Genomic DNA, 16,010 nt, shown 5'->3' with positions numbered 1-16,010 from the left:
TGCTGGATCAGGCGCTTTACGCCGTCGCTTGCCCCGACCGGACGCTGCTTGAGGACAGCCCGTACCACGCGAGCCACAGGCACATGAGAAGCGAGGAAACCAGCCAGATCGGACCCCCGATGCCGATCCCGAGCTGCTCACCGAGTGTCCACCCGGTTGCCGAAAGGATACCGAACGCCGAGCCGACGATCGCGGCCCATCGGGGCAGTATCCCGACGTTATCGCGGGCGTCGTGATACGCGACAAGCGCTGTCGCCAAGGCCAGCGCCCAGAATCCGTTACCCATGCCGCCGGAAAACGCCCACCAGGTCATGAAGGCGTTGGTGTCACCCCGGTCGGCCACGACCGCGACCACCGATGCCTCGGCGACTGCGGTGGAGAACGTGGTCAGGGCGCCGAGAGCCATCACCATCCAGGCGGAACTCAGCATCGGCGAATGCCGGACCCGGAGGTTGAGCGCCAGGTTCAGGAACGAAGCGCCGGCGATCAGGAACAGCGCCGCTGCCGCCGTCCAATGGACCGTAGCCCATCGCCCATGGCCCTCGGCGATATTCTGCATCTGAACAGACAAATCCGCGTCCGGTGGCCCGTGAAAGACGAGCGCAGCCGCCAGCAGCAGCGTTCCGGTGGCGAGCCAGACACCGCCGGGCCCGCTCATGCTGTTATTATTCGTTTGCATCGGGAAAACCTCCTGTGGCCTTTGCCACGCCATGAAGTTTAGACCCGCGCCACGGTTGCCCGCTTCGGCGTAAATACCCACGCAGCGAGAAATTTTGGCTTGGGTAGGATTACCCAGATACGCCCATGCCGATCAGGCCGTGCTCGACCGCAAAGGCCGTGGCTGCCGCGCGCGTGCGCACGTTCAGCCGCGTCAGGATATCGCTAACGTGACGGTCTACCGTCCGCTGGCTCAGACTGAGCTCGCCGGCAATTTCCGGGTTGGTCAGGCCTGACGCGATCAGGCGCAGAACCTGCGTCTGTCTGGGGGTGAGAGCTTCGCTGCCTGTCGCCGTCATGATAGCCCGCAGCTTGCCGGCAACGGCTTCGTCGGGGCGCGCGCCGAGCTCGCGGAAAAGTCTTATCGCTTCGTCCAGTTCGGTCTGCGCCGCTTCAGTATCGCCGGTTGCGAGACAGGCCCGCGCTGTCAGCACCCGCATCCGGGCAAGATGATAGGGCGCCCGAAGGTCCCAGAGGATCTCCACTGCGCGCCGGATATGGGCCAATGCCTCCGCGGCTCGACCAGCATGGATCAGCACCCGCGCGGTAGCCTCGGCGGCTGCGGCGCGGACTGCATCCGCGGAATATTGGCGCGCGCAGTCGCGCAGTGTTTCGCACAGTTCCCAGGCGTCATCGGCCGAACCGACAGCGAGAGTGATTTCCACCGCAGCCCGCAAGAGGCGGAGTTTGCCCGGCATGTCATCGACCGACTGCAGTGCGCGGCGGATCGCCGAAAGGGCCGGCTGCTCGTGCCCCTGCTGCAATCGCATAAGCGCCAGTCCCGGCTGCGGATCGAACCCGAGCCTGCTCGCTGCGCGATAGGCGGCATCGGCCTCGTCCCATTGGCCGCGGAGGCGAAAGACCTCGCCCTTCTGGTAGAATGCCGGACCGGCGTGGTGCTTCGAGGGCCCCTGCTGAAGGCGGATGCTGGCGACACTGGCCTCGCGGCCGGCCTCGTCCCAGTGGCCGTCGAGGATCAGGATTTCGGCCCGGTGGATCAGGCATCGGCCGGTGAAGGCAACGATGTCGGGCTGTCCCGCGCACCATCCGATCAGCGCCGATGTCCATTCCCTCGCCCGGCTCGTGGCATGAAATTTCTGACAGATCTCGATCACGCTGCAGTAGACCAGCCCGGTAACGATCGGTGAGAGCCGGCCCGAGGTGACCGAAACCATCGCTTCGTCCAGCAGTTCGAAGCCGCGCACATAGTCGCCGCGCACGATCAATATCCGACCCTGAAGGTGGCGCGCGATAGCCAAGAGGTCCGGATCTTCGCAGCGCTGTCCGATCTCCGCGGCACGTGTTGCGTGAGTGAATGCTTCGTCCGGACTGTCGGCGGCGAGGCATTGTTCGACCATTGGGAGCTGAAGGTAACCTTGTTCTGCACATTCCGGCGCATGATCCGCGACCAACCGGTTGGCGCGGGTCAGCCATCCGCTGCCTTGGGCGAATTCGCCGCGAAACATCAGGGTGAGCCCGATCCAAAAGCCGCAACGCGCTGCGGATCGTTCGCGTCCGTTCCGGAGATGCTCTTCGAAGGCCCTCTCGTAGTCCCGAACGAATTCCTCCTCGCGCCCAAGCATGTAGGCGGCTTCCCCGAGGCGCTGGAGCTCGGCGCCGCCAAGTTCACTGCGGCGGTCTCTGTCTGACAGTTCGCGGTGAAGCCTGGACCAATCTCCGCGATTGGCTAGCTCCGCATACGGATCCGATGCAACTGCACCGTCTTCCGGCGACTTGTCGGGTGATCGGTCGGAGGGCGCGGGCATATCCTCAGAATAGCACATATCTTGCTGAGGAGGTGGCGGCAGGTTACCGATATGGCAGAAGTTCGTTTCGGGCTCAATCGAGCCGTTCATCGCGTCCGCCGCCGAGGACCGGGAAGGGTCGCACCCTGCCGTCTGCAAGGTGTTTGTCCAGCGACTGTTGTGTGGCGAAACCGGCTAAAATCCCAGTCGTGTGAAACTTGTCATGGCCGCTTAGGTGTCATTTCGCCCTCTACCGAACCGCCCCCAACGTCGGCGCCTCTTGCTCGATATAATCCCACAGACGGTTCGAGATCGGCCCGTGCGGCCGGTCGCGGCGGCGCGCCACCACCAACTCCTCGGTACGGCCTGGCAGATGACGGCCGGCAATAGATTGCAGGCGTCCGTCGTGCAGCTCCTCCTCGATCAGGAAGCGGGGCATATGGCCCCATCCGAGGCCCTGCAAGATGATTTCCTTCTTCATGCCCTGATCGGCCACCATGCATTGCGGCGCACCCTCGATCATGAAGTAGTCTTGTCGCGGTGAATGGTGGGCCGTGTCGCGCATGACACATTGGGTGAACGCGTGCATCTGATCCGGCGTGATTGGGTGCTTGATGCGCTCCGGCAGAAAGCCCGACGCCACTACCGGAACAAATTGCACCTTGCACAGATCGATCCATTCCACCCGCGGGTCGCTCTTGTCGATCCAGTGCAGGATCAAATCGGCTTCGTCATCGAAGAGGCGCTCCCACGGGCCGCCCACCGCCTCGAAGTGCAGATGCAGGCGTGTGCCCGGACACTGGGCGAAGAACCGTCCGAGCATGCCCAGTGCGTGCGGACGCGGGCACAGGTCACCGATCACCACATGGATCTCGCTTTCTTCGCCCATTGACAGCTGAGCAGCATGAAGCCGCAAGCCCTCGAGCTCGCGCAGCAGCGATTGTGCCCTGCGATGGAACGACAGCCCTGCCTCGGTGGGGCGCACGCGATAGCCGCTGCGATCCAAAAGAACGAGGTCGAGTTGCCGTTCCAGCTTTGCCACGGCGGCGAATATAGCCGGGTGCGAGCGATGCAGCATGGCCGCCGCAGGCTGAAAGCCGCCGCAGCGGACCACCGCATCGAAGCATTGCAGGTCGTGCAGGGTAAATTCGGCCATGTCAGCTTACATTACAGAGATTATCCTATCTTTGTAATATCATCAAAAGCGTGCCGCAGCTAGGCTTCGCCACATTCAACGCTCCAAAAAGGAAGGCGTATTCACCATGAATGAGATGGATTTCGTGATCGTCGGCGACGGCACGCGCATCGCCTACCGCATCGACGGCGACGCCGGGCAACCTGTGCTGATGCTGTCGAATTCCATCGGCACCACGCTGCGGATGTGGGACTTGCAGGTCAACGAGCTGTCGAAGCATTTCCGTGTTCTGCGCTATGACTTTCGCGGCCACGGAGGGTCGAGTGTTCCGGCCGGTGCTTATTCGCTCGACCGGCTTGGCCGCGACGTGATCGAGTTGCTCGACGCCCTGGGCATTGAACGCGTACACTTCCTCGGTCTGTCGTTGGGCGGCTTCGTCGGGCAGTGGCTCGGCATCCACGCGCCCGAGCGGATCGATCGCCTGATCCTGAGCAACACCTCATCCTACCTCGGACCAGCAAAGCAGTTTGACGAACGGATTGTCGCCGTGCTGCAGGCGCCGGACATGTCCGAAACCGCCGAGATGTTCCTGGGCAACTGGTTTCCTGCAAACATGCTGGCGGCCAGCGGGCCCGTCATTGAAGCATTTCGCACCATGCTGCTGGGCATAGACCGGCAAGGCTTGGCTGGTTTGTTCGCAGCGGTTCGCGATGCGGACCTTCGCCGAACCGTGGCTCTGATTTCCAGGCCAACGCTGGTGATCGCCGGCCAGCACGACACTGTCACAGCCGCCAGCCATAGCGATCTGATCGCCGCGACGGTGCCCGGCGCGAAACTGGTTGTCCTGCCCGCGGTTCACTTGTCGAACGTCGAGTACCCTGCAGAGTTCATGCAGGCCGTGCTCGGTTTTCTGCGCTGAGCCGGAGCACGACGGGGATGCTGAGTGAAGCCCCGTTTCGAACATCACCCGCATGGACCGCAACCTATGATGCGCTAGCGCGCAGTGCAGGCTAGACTGGTAACATCGATAGCGGATGACGGCTGACATGGAACTTGGCTTTCGCCCACTGACGCCCGATCTGTGGCCGGCGCTCGAGGACCTGTTCGGTGAGAGCGCCGTCTGCAGTCGTTGTTGGTGTATGTACGGGCGGATCGGTCGTTCTTATCGAAAGCGACCTGGCGAGGAAAACAAGGCGGCGTTCCGGCAAGCCGTCCAGCATGGTCCGCCTCCGGGTTTGCTTGCTTTCGACGGCGATATGGCTGTCGGCTGGTGCCAGGTGACGCCGCGGGATGCCCTGCCCTGGCTCGATCGGCTATGGCAGCTCAAGCGCGTGGATGACAGGCCGGTCTGGTCCCTGTCCTGCCTCTACGTGCGAAAACGATACCGCAGGCGGGGCGTAACATTCCAGCTGATTGCAGAGGCGCTGGAAGTCGCAAGGCGCGCAAATGCGCCTGCGCTCGAAGCCTATCCTTTTGACGCCGACGTTTCGCCGAGCGCTTCCGGCAGCGGATATGCCTCCACCTTCGCGCGCGCCGGGTTCAAGGTCGTTGCCCGCAGGACGCCGGCCCGCCCGATCATGCGCTATGATTTCAAGCAGATTGCCGATCATCGCCAGTGATGCTCGGACGGGCTTGCCGACAAAGCACAGGCGAAGGCGTGGCCAACGTCCTGAGTTCAGATGGCGGGGCTTGAAATTCGGCAATGGGTCGACGCGGTCGCAGTGCCATCGCGCAGCCGACGTGATCCCGGTATACAGATGTTTCAACTTTGGTCAGGGGCACAACGTGGATTGGTTCACACGACGAAAGCCGTTCTCAGGCGTTGCGAAGTGGGCTTTCCCATTCAGCATGTTGACCACCATGGCAGAGGAGGAGCTGACGCCCTTTGTCGACGACACTTACCGAACGACGTCCCGGCATCTCATTTCTGATGGAGCGGGCATCTATATTCCTTATCGGTTACATTTTCTGCCAAGCGTGCGAGAGCATCACCTTGGCTTTTCGTTTCCGTCGCATTGCCTGCTGACACGATCGACAGATGGCTTTTTGCGGCAGAAATCAGCCAGGGTGATCCTTTCGCTGAACGAAAGTTGGAGCATCGCCTTCGTCGTTCTGCTGTTGGGCGAATATGTCGTCGAAATCGCCGAAGATATCTACGCGGCAGTACCTGATCTGGACGCATCAGCCTATGCCAGTTTTGTCCGACAGAACCGAAACATAATGCGTACGATGCGCACCAGGGCCACAAGCTATTGGAATGCCTATTATAGGCATGCTTATCCCAACCGAAAATCCTATCCAGCGATTGCTGTCCTCAATCAACTCGATGCGTGGGCAAGTTAGGTCTTCATCAATCTTCTTGGCGCTGAAAGTCGAAATTCAAACGAAGTTGCCAGTCGCTTTTTTCACATCGGATGCCGGAAGACCCGGCGACGCCGCGTCGCGCCGAAGCCTAGGTTAGAGCCGAATTCCGGAGCCAGCCGCAGCCACCATGCAGACCTATGACTTCATCATCGTCGGTTCCGGTTCGGCCGGCTCGGTCCTGGCCGAAAGGTTGTCGGCTTCCGGCCGCTTCTCGGTGCTGGTGCTTGAGGCCGGCGGCAGCGACCTCCGCTTCTACGTCCAGATGCCGCTCGGCTATGGCAAGACCTTCTTCGACCCGGCGGTCAACTGGAACTACAAGGCCGAGCCTGACCCCGGCCTCGCCGGCAATGTCGACCACTGGCCGCGCGGCAAGCTGCTCGGCGGCTCGAGCTCGATCAACGCCATGGTCTGGATCAGGGGCGCGCGCGAGGATTTCGACGCCTGGCGGGATGCCGGCAACCCCGGCTGGGGCTTCGACGACCTGCTGCCCGCTTTCAAGGCGCTGGAGGACAACCAGGCCGGCGCCGACCAATGGCGCGGCGTCGGCGGGCCGCTACATGTCACCGACTGCTCGACCTCCGTCCATCCGCTCACCAAGCGCTATCTCGCCGCCGCCAGCCAGGCCGGCCTGCCGCTCAACCCGGATTTCAACGGCGCCACGCAGGAAGGCGTCGGCGTCTATCAGATCACCACCAGGAACGGCCGCCGCATGTCGGCGGCGCGCGCCTTCCTGCGCCCGGCGATGAAGCGCAAAAATGTCCGCGTCGAGATCAATGCGCTGGCGACAAAAATCCTGTTCGAAGGCAAGCGCGCCGTCGGTGTCGAGTATCTCCAAAATGGAGAGACGAAAACCGCCCGCTCCGGCCGCGAGATCATCCTGTCGGGCGGTTCGGTCAATTCGCCCCAATTGCTGCAGCTTTCAGGCATCGGCCCATCGGCGTTGCTTGGTGCGCTCGGCATTCCCGTCATTTGCGCCAACGAGAATGTCGGAGCAAACCTGCAGGACCATGTCGGCATCAACTACACCTTCAAGGGCAGGCTGCCGACGCTCAACCAGATCCTGCGCCCGTGGTGGGGCAAGCTGCTGGTCGGCATGCAATATATCCTGCTGCGCTCGGGCCCGTTGTCGCTGTCGATGAACAATGCCGGCGGCTTCTTCCGCACAGATCCGGCCGCGGCACGGCCCAACATGCAGCTCTATTTCCAGGCCTTCTCGACCGTCATTCCGAAGAGCGGCGAGCGACCGATCCTGACGCCAGATCCGTGGCCGGGTTTTTCCATCGGCCTGTCCAACTGCCGGCCGTCGAGCCGCGGCGAAATCATGATCCGCTCCGCCAATCCGCGCGATTACCCGAAGATCGTCGCCAACGCGTTTTCGACCGATGCGGACGTCGCCGAAATGCTGGCGGCGGTGAAATTCGTCAGGAAGATCGCCTCGATGCCGGCGATGGCCGAGATCATCGAGGAGGAGGTTTTGCCGGGTCCGTCGATCGCCTCCGATGCAGATCTCATTCAGGATTTCAGGGAGCGCTCGGGCACCGTCTATCACCCGGTCTCGACCTGCCGCATGGGGCCGGACCCGGCGCGCGCCGTCGTCGATCCGCGCCTGAAGGTGCATGGCCTGGAAGCCCTGCGCGTCATCGATGCCTCGATCTTTCCAGACAACATCACCGGCAACACCAACGCTGCCGCGATCATGACCGGATGGAAGGGCGCCGAACTGGTTCTGGAGGATCAAAAATGAAGATCACCGACGTCAAGACCTGGGTTGTCGGCAATCCGCCGCCCGGCATCGGCGGCAAGTATTTCATCTTCGTCAAGCTCACCACCGACGGCGGCGTCGTCGGCTATGGCGAGGCCTACAACGCCACCTTCTCGGCCCATATCACCGCCAAAATGGTCGAGGACATGGCCGAGCGCTATCTCGTCGGCCGCGATCCGCACGACGTCGAAAGCTTCTTCCGCCGCGCCTATTCGTCCGGCTTCACCCAGCGCCCCGACGTGTCCGGCATGGGCTGTTTCTCGGCGCTCGAAATCGCCTGCTGGGACATTATCGGCAAGGAGGCCGGCAAGCCGGTCTACAAGCTGCTCGGCGGCCAGGTTCACGAAACGCTGCGTTCCTATACCTACCTCTACCCGCACACCGGCAGCGTCCATTCGGAGGATGCGCGCGGCAAGAACGTCTACAACGACCCCGATCTGGCCGCCGCCTGCGCGCTCGAATATGTCGAGCAGGGTTTTGATGCGGTCAAGCTCGACCCGGCCGGCCCCTACACCGCCTTTGACGGCCACCAGCCGCGCCTCGTCGACATCGACCTCTCCGCCCGCATGGTCAAGGCGATCCGCGAGGCGGTCGGCACGCGCGCCGATATCCTGTTCGGCACCCACGGCCAGTTCACAGCTTCGGGTGCGCTGCGCCTCGCCCGCGCCATCGAACCCTACGATCCGCTGTGGTTCGAGGAGCCGGTGCCGCCCGACATGCCCGAGGTCATGGCTCAGGTGGCGCGCGGCACGTCTATCCCGATTGCCACCGGCGAGCGGCTGACCACCAAGTTCGAATTTGCCCGCGTCATCGAGAACCGTGCGGCGACCATTCTTCAGCCCGACCTTGGGCGCTCCGGCGGCATTCTCGAAACCAAGAAGATCGCCGCCATGGCCGAGGCCTATCACATCCAGGTCGCGCCGCACTGCTATTGCGGACCGATCGTCGGCGCCGCCAATATCCAGCTCGCGGTGACGCTGCCCAACTTCCTCATTCTGGAATCGCTGAAGCAGTGGGACGGTTTTCACGAGAAGCTGCTCAAGAAGAAAATCGAATGGCAGGACGGCAACGTCATCCCGTCTAAGGAGCCGGGCCTCGGCGTCGAACTCGATGAGGCCGTCTGCGAGGCGCATCCCTGGACCGGCAAGGACCTGCATTTGCAGATGATGCAGACACCGTTGATGCCGTGAGTTGTCCAGCGGGACCTACCAACAATGTCACGCGATTTCAACGTGTTGGACCTAGGATCGGAATCACCGCCGAAACAACTTGAATCAATCCCTCAACGGCTTGATTCAATATCTCAGCGTCAATGCGCCGGGCAGGATCTCGAAGGTCGCCGGTATGCGACCCGGCGATTCGCCGTCTATGTCGATCAGCGCGGCGTTCTTTTGCACATCGCCGAGCGGCTCGACAACCACTTTCTTGCCGCGCAGGATGGTGATCGCCGGATGGTTGCGGTGCCGCCCGCCATAGAGCAGGCGGATGTCCCAGATCAGCTTCAGCTTGCCGGCGGCGCGCAGGATAACGATGTCGAACTCGCCGTCGTTAAGCTCGGCGTCGGGCGCGATCATCATGCCGCCGCCAAAGAATTTTCCGTTTGCCACCGCCACCAGCGCCATGCGCGCCTCGACCGGGGCACCGTCGTCGACAGTGATCGCAACCTCCTGGAAGCGGTAGCGGAGGAACTCCCAGACCGTGCGCCAATAGAACAACGCCTTGGCCGAAACCTTGCCCTTGCGCTTGTCGGCATTGACCGCGCGGTCGGCGGCGCCGGAAAGCCCGAGGCTGGCGATGTTGATGAAATGGCGGCTGGCCAGCGCGCCATGGTCGTCGACATAGCTGATGCACCCGGCATCGACCTTGCGCCCCTTGGCCTCGGCAATCCGCTTCAGTGTCAGGTCGACATTGTCCGACAGGCCGAGCCCGCGGGCGAAGTCGATGCCGGTGCCGCAAGGCAGCAGCCCGAGTTCGGCCGTCCGGCCGCTTTCCCGGAAAGCCTTCAGCAGCCCGTCGGCGACCTCGCTGGCGGTGCCGTCGCCGCCGGCCGCGATCACCAGCTCGAAGCCGATGGCGGCAAGGTCGAGCGCCAGCCGTTCGGCATCGCCCTCGGCCTGCGTTTCACGCAGCTCGAAATCGCCGAAATGTCTTTTCAGCGAAGCCGCAACCTCGGGCCAATGCCGCTTGAGCCTGCCGCCGCCGGCGATCGGATTGAGAACCACCGCGACCTTCAAGCCTGCCTCCCCAAGGCCATCGAACACGCCTTCCACTCATTTGCCGGCATTGAAGCCCGCGCCGGCCCGCGGGGCAAGATCGAATGTCTGACAATGCGATCGAGCATGAAAAGCGATTTCGGCTGAGACTTGGCTGAAAAAGAGTCCGGCCCATGTCACATTCGGCAAATCCAACTCGTCATGTCTCCGGAAACCCTTGAAAGGAGATCACGATGGCACCCAGGCTAAACCCCTTTACCGCCAGCCCCGCGGCAATGCGGCCGTGGATCGAGCTGGGAAAAACAATTCAGACCAGCGGTCTCGAGCCCTTGTTGAGGGAACTTGTCATGACGCGGGCATCACAGATCAACGGATGCGCCTTCTGCATCCACCATCACGTTGAAGATGCCCGCAAGTACGGAGAGACCGAGGACCGGCTCCATCTTCTCAGCGCCTGGCGCGAGTCCGCGCTATATTCCGACCGCGAGCGAGCCGCGCTGGGCTGGACCGAGGCGCTGACGCTGGTGTCGGAGACCCGTGCGCCTGAGGATGCCTACCAGGCGCTGCGCCAGCATTTTACCGAGGACGAGCAGGTGAGGCTCACCTTGCTGATCGCGCAAGTCAACGCCTGGAACCGGATCAGGATCGGCTTTCGTTCCGTCCACGCGGCTGAGGAACGGCAGGCCGCCTGATGGCACCCGCATCGGGCCAGGACGCCGCTGTCGTCTTCGATCCCCTACGTCCGACCCTTGTCCGCGTTGCATATGGAATGCTGGGCTCGATCGCGGACGCGGAGGACGTTCTCCAGGACGCTTTCTTGCGCTGGCTCGATGTCGACCGAAACGCGGTGCGCGAACCGGAAGCTTTTCTGCGCCGGGTCGTCACGCGTTTGTGCCTGGACCGGCTCAAGTCGGTGCGGCGTCGGCGCGAGACCTATGTCGGCCCGTGGCTGCCTGAGCCGGTTATGGAATCGGCTGAGGACGAGACCGATGACGTAACCTTGCCCTTGCTGATGGCGCTGGAGCGCCTGTCGCCGCTGGAGCGCGCTGCCTTCCTGCTTCATGACGTGTTCGGCCTCGACTTCGCCGAGGTCGCGGCCACGATCGGCCGCGAGCCCGCCACCTGTCGCCAGCTCGCCAGCCGGGCGAGAGCCCACGTCCGCGCCGACCGCCCTCGCTATCCCGTGCCGCGGGAACAGGGCCTGGAGATCGCCGAAGCCTTCTTCGCCGCGTCCCGGGACGGCAAGCTGGACAGCCTGCGCGCACTGCTCGCGGCGGACGTCACGCTCTACGCCGATGGTGGCGGCAAGGCACCGGCGCGAAAGGCGCCGGCCATTGGGCTCGATGATGTCATGCGCCAGTACGCGACGTTCGCGTCTGTCTATGCGGTGAGCCGATCTCGCCTGCTGCGCTATGGCTTTATCAACGGCCTGCCGGGGTTCATCACCATCGAGCGAGGCGACATTCTCCAAACGACTGCGCTGGAGATTGAGGATGGCCGCGTCGTCGCCATCTATGTCGTGCGCAACCCCGATAAGCTCAGGCACATGGCTGACACCCTGCATTGACGGCCTGGCAGGCGGGCACCGCCAATCAACTGCCCACGAACCCCTCTGCGAATACGCGCCTTAGTCCCCGATAATCCCGCTATCCACAGGCGCGCGGCAGTTTCGCCAAACGCTTATCCGGCGTACATTAAACCCATCTCAGGCGGCTACCGATCGCCACGCCGAAAGGCAAAGCGGAACGGCGGATTTCCTGAGGCCCGTACGGCCCTGAACGAGAACAGGCTTGCTTGTTGGAGGGATGGAAGCCGAGACCTACGGGGCCGCGGAAAGCGTGCGAACGCCAACGGCGGACCGATGCTGCCATGAAGGACGGCAAAAACCTTCGATGGCGCGCTGGGCAAAGCTCGCAAGAGTGGAGACCGGCGTGGTCCGGAACGGACGCTGCCCTCGGGTGGCGACTGGCAGGACCGTCAAAATCAAGGCCGGCATGGCGCGACATCTTTCGGGAGTTGCCGCCGCGACCGTGTCCTGATCTGACAGGGAGGCGCTGGGAGAAATCCCGGCGCCGACTGTCTTTGTGGCTCCGCCTGACGATTTTGCCGGCGACGCTTCACCCTGCGCCAAAATCAGCTACTATCCATTAGCCGTCGGGGGCCGTTTGAGAAGGCTGACGGCAGGGGGATACTTCATGACGCTCATCCAGAAGCTTGCTGTTGCCTATGCTTTCCTGTTCTTCGGTGTTGTTGCGATCGGCTATGTGCCGGCCTTCAACGATGCCGGCGGCAATCTGTTCGGCCTGTTCTCGCTGCAATGGTATGACGATTTGCTGCACGCCTTCTCCGGCGTCTGGGCGCTGGCCGCCGCCTTCATCTCGCACCGCCAGGCGGTGTTCTATTTCAAGCTGTTCGGCTCGGTCTATCTGTTCGACGGCGTGCTCGGCCTGGTCACCGGTTCCGGCTGCCTCGATGGCGGCATTTTCATCAACGGCTTCCGCTCCTTGAACGACATCGAATTCCCGGCCCGCTTTTTCGCCAACCTGCCGCACATCGTCATCGGCGGCTTCGCCGTCTATGTCGGGTTCTGGCTGTCGAAACGCGTGTACGACCATTTCGCCACGGCCTGACCGGCCATGTTCCTGTTCCGCTGGCTGAAGCGCATCATCAAGGCGATCCTCTGGCTTGTCGTCATTGTCGTGTTGATCCCGATCGCCGGGCTGGCCTACGGCTTTCTCACAACGCCGTCGCTGGACACAACACCATTGCCGGGGATCGCCGAGGGTGCCCCGCCAAAGGCGCTGGCCGACAAGGTACGTGCCGAGATCCCCGGCTACCAGCGGCCGGAGGAATCGACCTTTCTGACCTATCCGGAATGGGCCATCGTCTACGCCGCCCGCGAATATGCCGGCTTCGTCGACAAGAACCAGCCGAGCGGTTTTCCCTATCTCTCCTATATCGGCCGCTTCTGGCAGGACTATGCGATGGTGGTCCGCGCCAGCTCCGCCTACAAGTTCAACCTCGACAACCACCAGATGCTGGTGATCATCGGCACCAGCCACACGATCGAGCACGCCATCCAGTGGGCCTATGAAAATACGGTCGGCCGCATTACCGAAGCGACGGCCGGCAAGCGCACCGCCGTCGACATCTACCAGGCCGAGGTGGCGGCGGAGTATGCCGGTTTTCTCGACCAGGTGCCGTGGTACCAGTTTCCCTATGCCGAAAAGCGTGCCGGCCTGTTTGCCGTCCAGCCGGCAGCGGACGACAGCGCCGTCCGCACCAGCGAACGCAAGCTCGCCTTCGGCCTCGCCTACACCATCAAGCAGGGTTACGCCGATCTGATCAAGTCGGCGCTCGCCGCCACCACCGACCCGGCCTTGCTCGACATCCACGTCTGGGCCAAGGGTCCGGTCAGCGAGGTGACCCGCAACGAGCCCGACACCTTGCTGGAGCGCGATCTCGGCGCCGACGGCACGGTCTTCGTCACCAGGCGCTATCAGGTGTTCACCGACATGATCCCGCGCCTGATCGGCAAGGGCGTCTCCTTCGTCGAGATCGGCGGCAATGACGAGATCATGGTCACCATGCTTTCCAATGACGAGATCAATGTTCCCCAAGGCGCACGCACCTTGTTCAGCTACCCGCTTCCGGCGGAGCCTTCGACGCGCCGCACCGGCCTGACCGTCGCCGTGCGCAAGCTGCACCTCGTGCTGCCGGCGCTGATGACGGCGGGCGCCAGGCTCGAGCACGTCTACGATTACTGAGGCCTTTCGGTCACAGCCAGCCTCGGCAAGACGTGGCGTGATGCTCCGCCACGCTCATTCCACAATCGCGGCCAAATCCCGCCTTGTTCCGCAACGATTGATGACGCCGTAGCACTTTGATCTTGCGCACATGCGCCAGGCAATTCGGAGGGACAAGACCGTGATCAAGACCGCCCTTGTCGCCATGACCATCGTCGGCTGCGACTGCGACGCCAGGCTTTGCGAATATATCGGCGAGACGCCCGCCAAATGGTCGACCATTGCCGAATGCGAAGCGGCGATGAAAAGCCAGATGCTGCACGAGCGCAATTTCGATTATCCGCTGGTCTCGGGCATCTGCCGGACACAGAACTCGTCTTCGTCATCGCAGCTCGCGGCGACCACTTCGGAGCCCGAATTGACGACGGCCAGTACGGCCGCGACAGAGCCGCTGCCAGCAGAACTGAGCCATCGGCCCAGTGCAGCGGTCGGAACGCAGGCGACGGCGACGGAAACAGAAGCCGTCCGGCCGGTCGCCTACGAAGCGGCGGTCGATGGCGGCAGCGCCCTGCTCTACCGCACGAAGACCGGGTACGCCGTGGTCAAGACCGATCTCGGCCGCGCCGCATCGGCAACGATCGGCATCGCCAGGCGCTCGGCGAACTGGCTGGCGGCGAAGCTGCCTGACGGTCTGTAACCGGCACTTCAGGCCGTGCCGATCAGTGCCTTGATGGCGCGGTAAAAAGTCGAGGAAAACAGCTCCCCCGGATCGTATTGCCGCTTCTTCGCCAGGAAGGACGGCAGTTCCGGATAGGAGGCAAGCAGCTCCTTGCCCGTGTAGTGGAGTTGGTAGGGCAGGAAAAAACGCCCGCCATGCTTGATCGTCACGTCGATCAGCGCCCTTGTCAGTGCCCGCATCCTGGCATTGCCGTCGGCGTCGGTCGGCTGATTGATGTAGAGCACCAGCGAATAGGCCGGCTCCGGCGCATAATTCAGCGCCACATCCTCCTTGTGGACGATGCGTACCGACGCGTTGAGCACCGGCAGGCTCTGGTTGCGCAGGATCTCGCGCGCTTCCGCGATGAACGGGTTATAGGCCGCCCGCGGGATGAAATATTCGTGCAGTATGTCGGTCTCGTCGAGCAGGTCGTTGAACAGATAGGGCACTGAATCGTGCATCGGGTTGTTGCGCGTGACCAGGCAGGCCTCGCCCTCGGCCATTGCCGTCGTCCGCGCCACCGTGCAGCTCTCGAATTGCGGCTCCAGCGTCTTTTCGGTGAACCATTTCAGCTCCTGGAACAGGCTGCCCCATTTCGCCAGGTTGATGATCACCCGCTTGAGCCCAACCGAGCCCGGTTCACCGATTGCCGGCTGGTCGGCCGGCGGCTGGTCGGCGACCTTGTCATAGCGATAGACGATCATATCCTCGAGGAAATTGCCCGGCGCAGTCGACAGATGCCCATAAAACAGACCAATCGCCCTGTTTGGCTCCAGCGCCTCGGCGAAGAACGTCGGGAAATCGTCCGATTTGATGATCTCGCGCGAGGTGCGGTAGACGGCGTTGTCGACGATGTCGAGTGTCGCCTCCAGCACCACGCCGAACAGGCCGTAGCCGCCGACGACGTGGCGGAACAGTTCGGTGTTTTCGGCCGGTGAGCAGGTTGTCACCGAACCGTCGGCCAGCATCACCCGCATCGAACGGATCGAGCCGGCGACCGAGCCGGCCTGGTGGTCCATGCCATGCGCGTTGACCGAAAGCGAGCCGCCCACCGAAAAGATGTCGGTCGACTGCATCGCCTTCACCGCAAAGCGCGGGTGCAAAAGATCCTGGATGTCGTGCCAGCGCGCGCCCGGCTGCAAGGTCATCGTCTTCGCCGCCGCATCGACGCGGACCTTGTTGAATTTGCGCATGTCGAGGACCAGCGCATTGTCATCGAAAGCGTGGCCGCCCATCGAGTGGCGCACCGCCGCGACCGAGACCTTCAGGCCGTTGGTGCGGGCAAAGGCCAGCGCGCTCGCAATGTGGTCTTCCTCGCTGACTTCGATAACGCCGTAGACCGGCGTCATCGAAAGGCCGCTGGCATCGTTGATGTCGCCGCCCTTGGCCAGCCATGGCAGCAACGGATCGTAGGCTGGCGCGTTCTCGAGCGGCTTCAGCGCCAGGTCGATGCCGTCAATGTCGGCAATGCGCCCGGAATTCTTCTGCGCCGACGGGCCGCGGGCCAGCCTCGCCACGGTCGTCCCGCCCCAGACCATCGCGCCGCCGACCACCGCCGCACCAAGCAGCAACCGCCGCGACAGGCGAAACCCCTTGCGTTCCTCGATCAT

The 16,010-nt window shown here is 63.0% G+C and carries 16 protein-coding genes; 11 read left to right on the top strand and 5 right to left on the bottom strand.

Annotated features, from left to right (window positions below):
- Positions 1-16: 16 nt before the first annotated feature.
- The gene (locus NKH37_RS07050; RefSeq protein WP_353004875.1) at positions 17-658 is read right to left on the bottom strand and encodes a hypothetical protein; all 642 of its coding nucleotides are present in this window, start codon (positions 656-658) and stop codon (positions 17-19) included.
- 130 nt (positions 659-788) lie between these two features.
- Positions 789-1,937 (bottom strand): LuxR C-terminal-related transcriptional regulator, encoded by a 1,149-nt coding sequence (locus tag NKH37_RS07045; protein ID WP_353004874.1) that lies wholly within the window; start codon positions 1,935-1,937, stop codon positions 789-791.
- Positions 1,938-1,958: 21 nt separating this feature from the next.
- Here NKH37_RS07045 and NKH37_RS07040 point away from each other — a divergent pair, with 21 nt between their 5' ends.
- Complete coding sequence (locus NKH37_RS07040; RefSeq protein WP_353004872.1) at positions 1,959-2,366, top strand: hypothetical protein; 408 nt, start codon at positions 1,959-1,961, stop codon at positions 2,364-2,366.
- Positions 2,367-2,712: 346 nt separating this feature from the next.
- Here NKH37_RS07040 and NKH37_RS07035 read toward each other — a convergent pair whose 3' ends face one another.
- On the bottom strand, positions 2,713-3,618 hold the full coding sequence (locus tag NKH37_RS07035) for a LysR family transcriptional regulator (protein ID WP_353004871.1): 906 nt from the start codon (positions 3,616-3,618) through the stop codon (positions 2,713-2,715).
- A 106-nt stretch (positions 3,619-3,724) separates the two neighbouring features.
- On the opposite strand from NKH37_RS07035, the gene NKH37_RS07030 reads away from it, so the two are divergent.
- The 5 genes from NKH37_RS07030 (at position 3,725) to NKH37_RS07010 (ending at position 8,913) form a co-directional block, all read left to right on the top strand.
- Positions 3,725-4,516, top strand: a complete 792-nt coding sequence (locus tag NKH37_RS07030; RefSeq protein ID WP_352910554.1) for an alpha/beta fold hydrolase — start codon at positions 3,725-3,727, stop codon at positions 4,514-4,516.
- Positions 4,517-4,631: 115 nt separating this feature from the next.
- Positions 4,632-5,216: a GNAT family N-acetyltransferase gene (locus NKH37_RS07025; protein ID WP_353004867.1), complete on the top strand. Its 585-nt coding sequence runs from the start codon at positions 4,632-4,634 to the stop codon at positions 5,214-5,216.
- 166 nt (positions 5,217-5,382) lie between these two features.
- Entirely contained in the window at positions 5,383-5,940 is a 558-nt protein-coding gene (locus tag NKH37_RS07020; protein ID WP_352815450.1) for a hypothetical protein, read from the top strand.
- Between the two features lie 148 nt (positions 5,941-6,088).
- Positions 6,089-7,705: a GMC family oxidoreductase gene (locus NKH37_RS07015; RefSeq protein ID WP_352516009.1), complete on the top strand. Its 1,617-nt coding sequence runs from the start codon at positions 6,089-6,091 to the stop codon at positions 7,703-7,705.
- The gene (locus tag NKH37_RS07010; RefSeq protein WP_352815449.1) at positions 7,702-8,913 is read left to right on the top strand and encodes a mandelate racemase/muconate lactonizing enzyme family protein; all 1,212 of its coding nucleotides are present in this window, start codon (positions 7,702-7,704) and stop codon (positions 8,911-8,913) included. The genes NKH37_RS07015 and NKH37_RS07010 overlap by 4 nt, the downstream gene beginning before the upstream one ends.
- A gap of 105 nt (positions 8,914-9,018) precedes the next feature.
- On the opposite strand, the gene NKH37_RS07005 is transcribed toward NKH37_RS07010, so the two are convergent.
- Positions 9,019-9,957 carry a diacylglycerol/lipid kinase family protein gene (locus NKH37_RS07005; RefSeq protein ID WP_352815448.1) on the bottom strand — a complete coding sequence of 313 codons (939 nt, stop codon included), beginning with the start codon at positions 9,955-9,957 and terminating at the stop codon, positions 9,019-9,021.
- A 212-nt stretch (positions 9,958-10,169) separates the two neighbouring features.
- On the opposite strand from NKH37_RS07005, the gene NKH37_RS07000 reads away from it, so the two are divergent.
- The 5 genes from NKH37_RS07000 to NKH37_RS06980 all read left to right on the top strand — a co-directional run bounded on the left by NKH37_RS07000 (position 10,170) and on the right by NKH37_RS06980 (position 14,379).
- Positions 10,170-10,628: a carboxymuconolactone decarboxylase family protein gene (locus tag NKH37_RS07000; protein WP_352815446.1), complete on the top strand. Its 459-nt coding sequence runs from the start codon at positions 10,170-10,172 to the stop codon at positions 10,626-10,628.
- Positions 10,628-11,503: a sigma-70 family RNA polymerase sigma factor gene (locus NKH37_RS06995; RefSeq protein ID WP_352910539.1), complete on the top strand. Its 876-nt coding sequence runs from the start codon at positions 10,628-10,630 to the stop codon at positions 11,501-11,503. Before NKH37_RS07000 ends, NKH37_RS06995 begins: the two co-directional genes overlap by 1 nt.
- Before the next feature lie 628 nt (positions 11,504-12,131).
- A complete protein-coding gene (locus tag NKH37_RS06990; RefSeq protein ID WP_023719157.1) occupies positions 12,132-12,566 on the top strand; it encodes a DUF4383 domain-containing protein in 435 nt (144 codons plus the stop codon).
- Positions 12,567-12,572: 6 nt separating this feature from the next.
- A complete protein-coding gene (locus tag NKH37_RS06985; protein ID WP_353004861.1) occupies positions 12,573-13,703 on the top strand; it encodes a hypothetical protein in 1,131 nt (376 codons plus the stop codon).
- Positions 13,704-13,863: 160 nt separating this feature from the next.
- Positions 13,864-14,379, top strand: a complete 516-nt coding sequence (locus tag NKH37_RS06980; RefSeq protein WP_023719159.1) for a hypothetical protein — start codon at positions 13,864-13,866, stop codon at positions 14,377-14,379.
- Between the two features lie 8 nt (positions 14,380-14,387).
- Here the strand turns inward: NKH37_RS06980 and NKH37_RS06975 are convergent, their stop codons facing one another.
- Positions 14,388-16,010, bottom strand: coding sequence for an FAD-binding oxidoreductase (locus NKH37_RS06975; protein WP_353004859.1), 1,623 nt, complete (start codon positions 16,008-16,010; stop codon positions 14,388-14,390).

Origin of the sequence: Mesorhizobium sp. M1217 (genome assembly GCF_040318275.1) — a bacterium.
Lineage (GTDB): Bacteria > Pseudomonadota > Alphaproteobacteria > Rhizobiales > Rhizobiaceae > Mesorhizobium.
The sequence above is the reverse complement of the archived record's forward strand: the minus strand, read 5'-3'. Positions and strand labels throughout refer to the sequence as shown.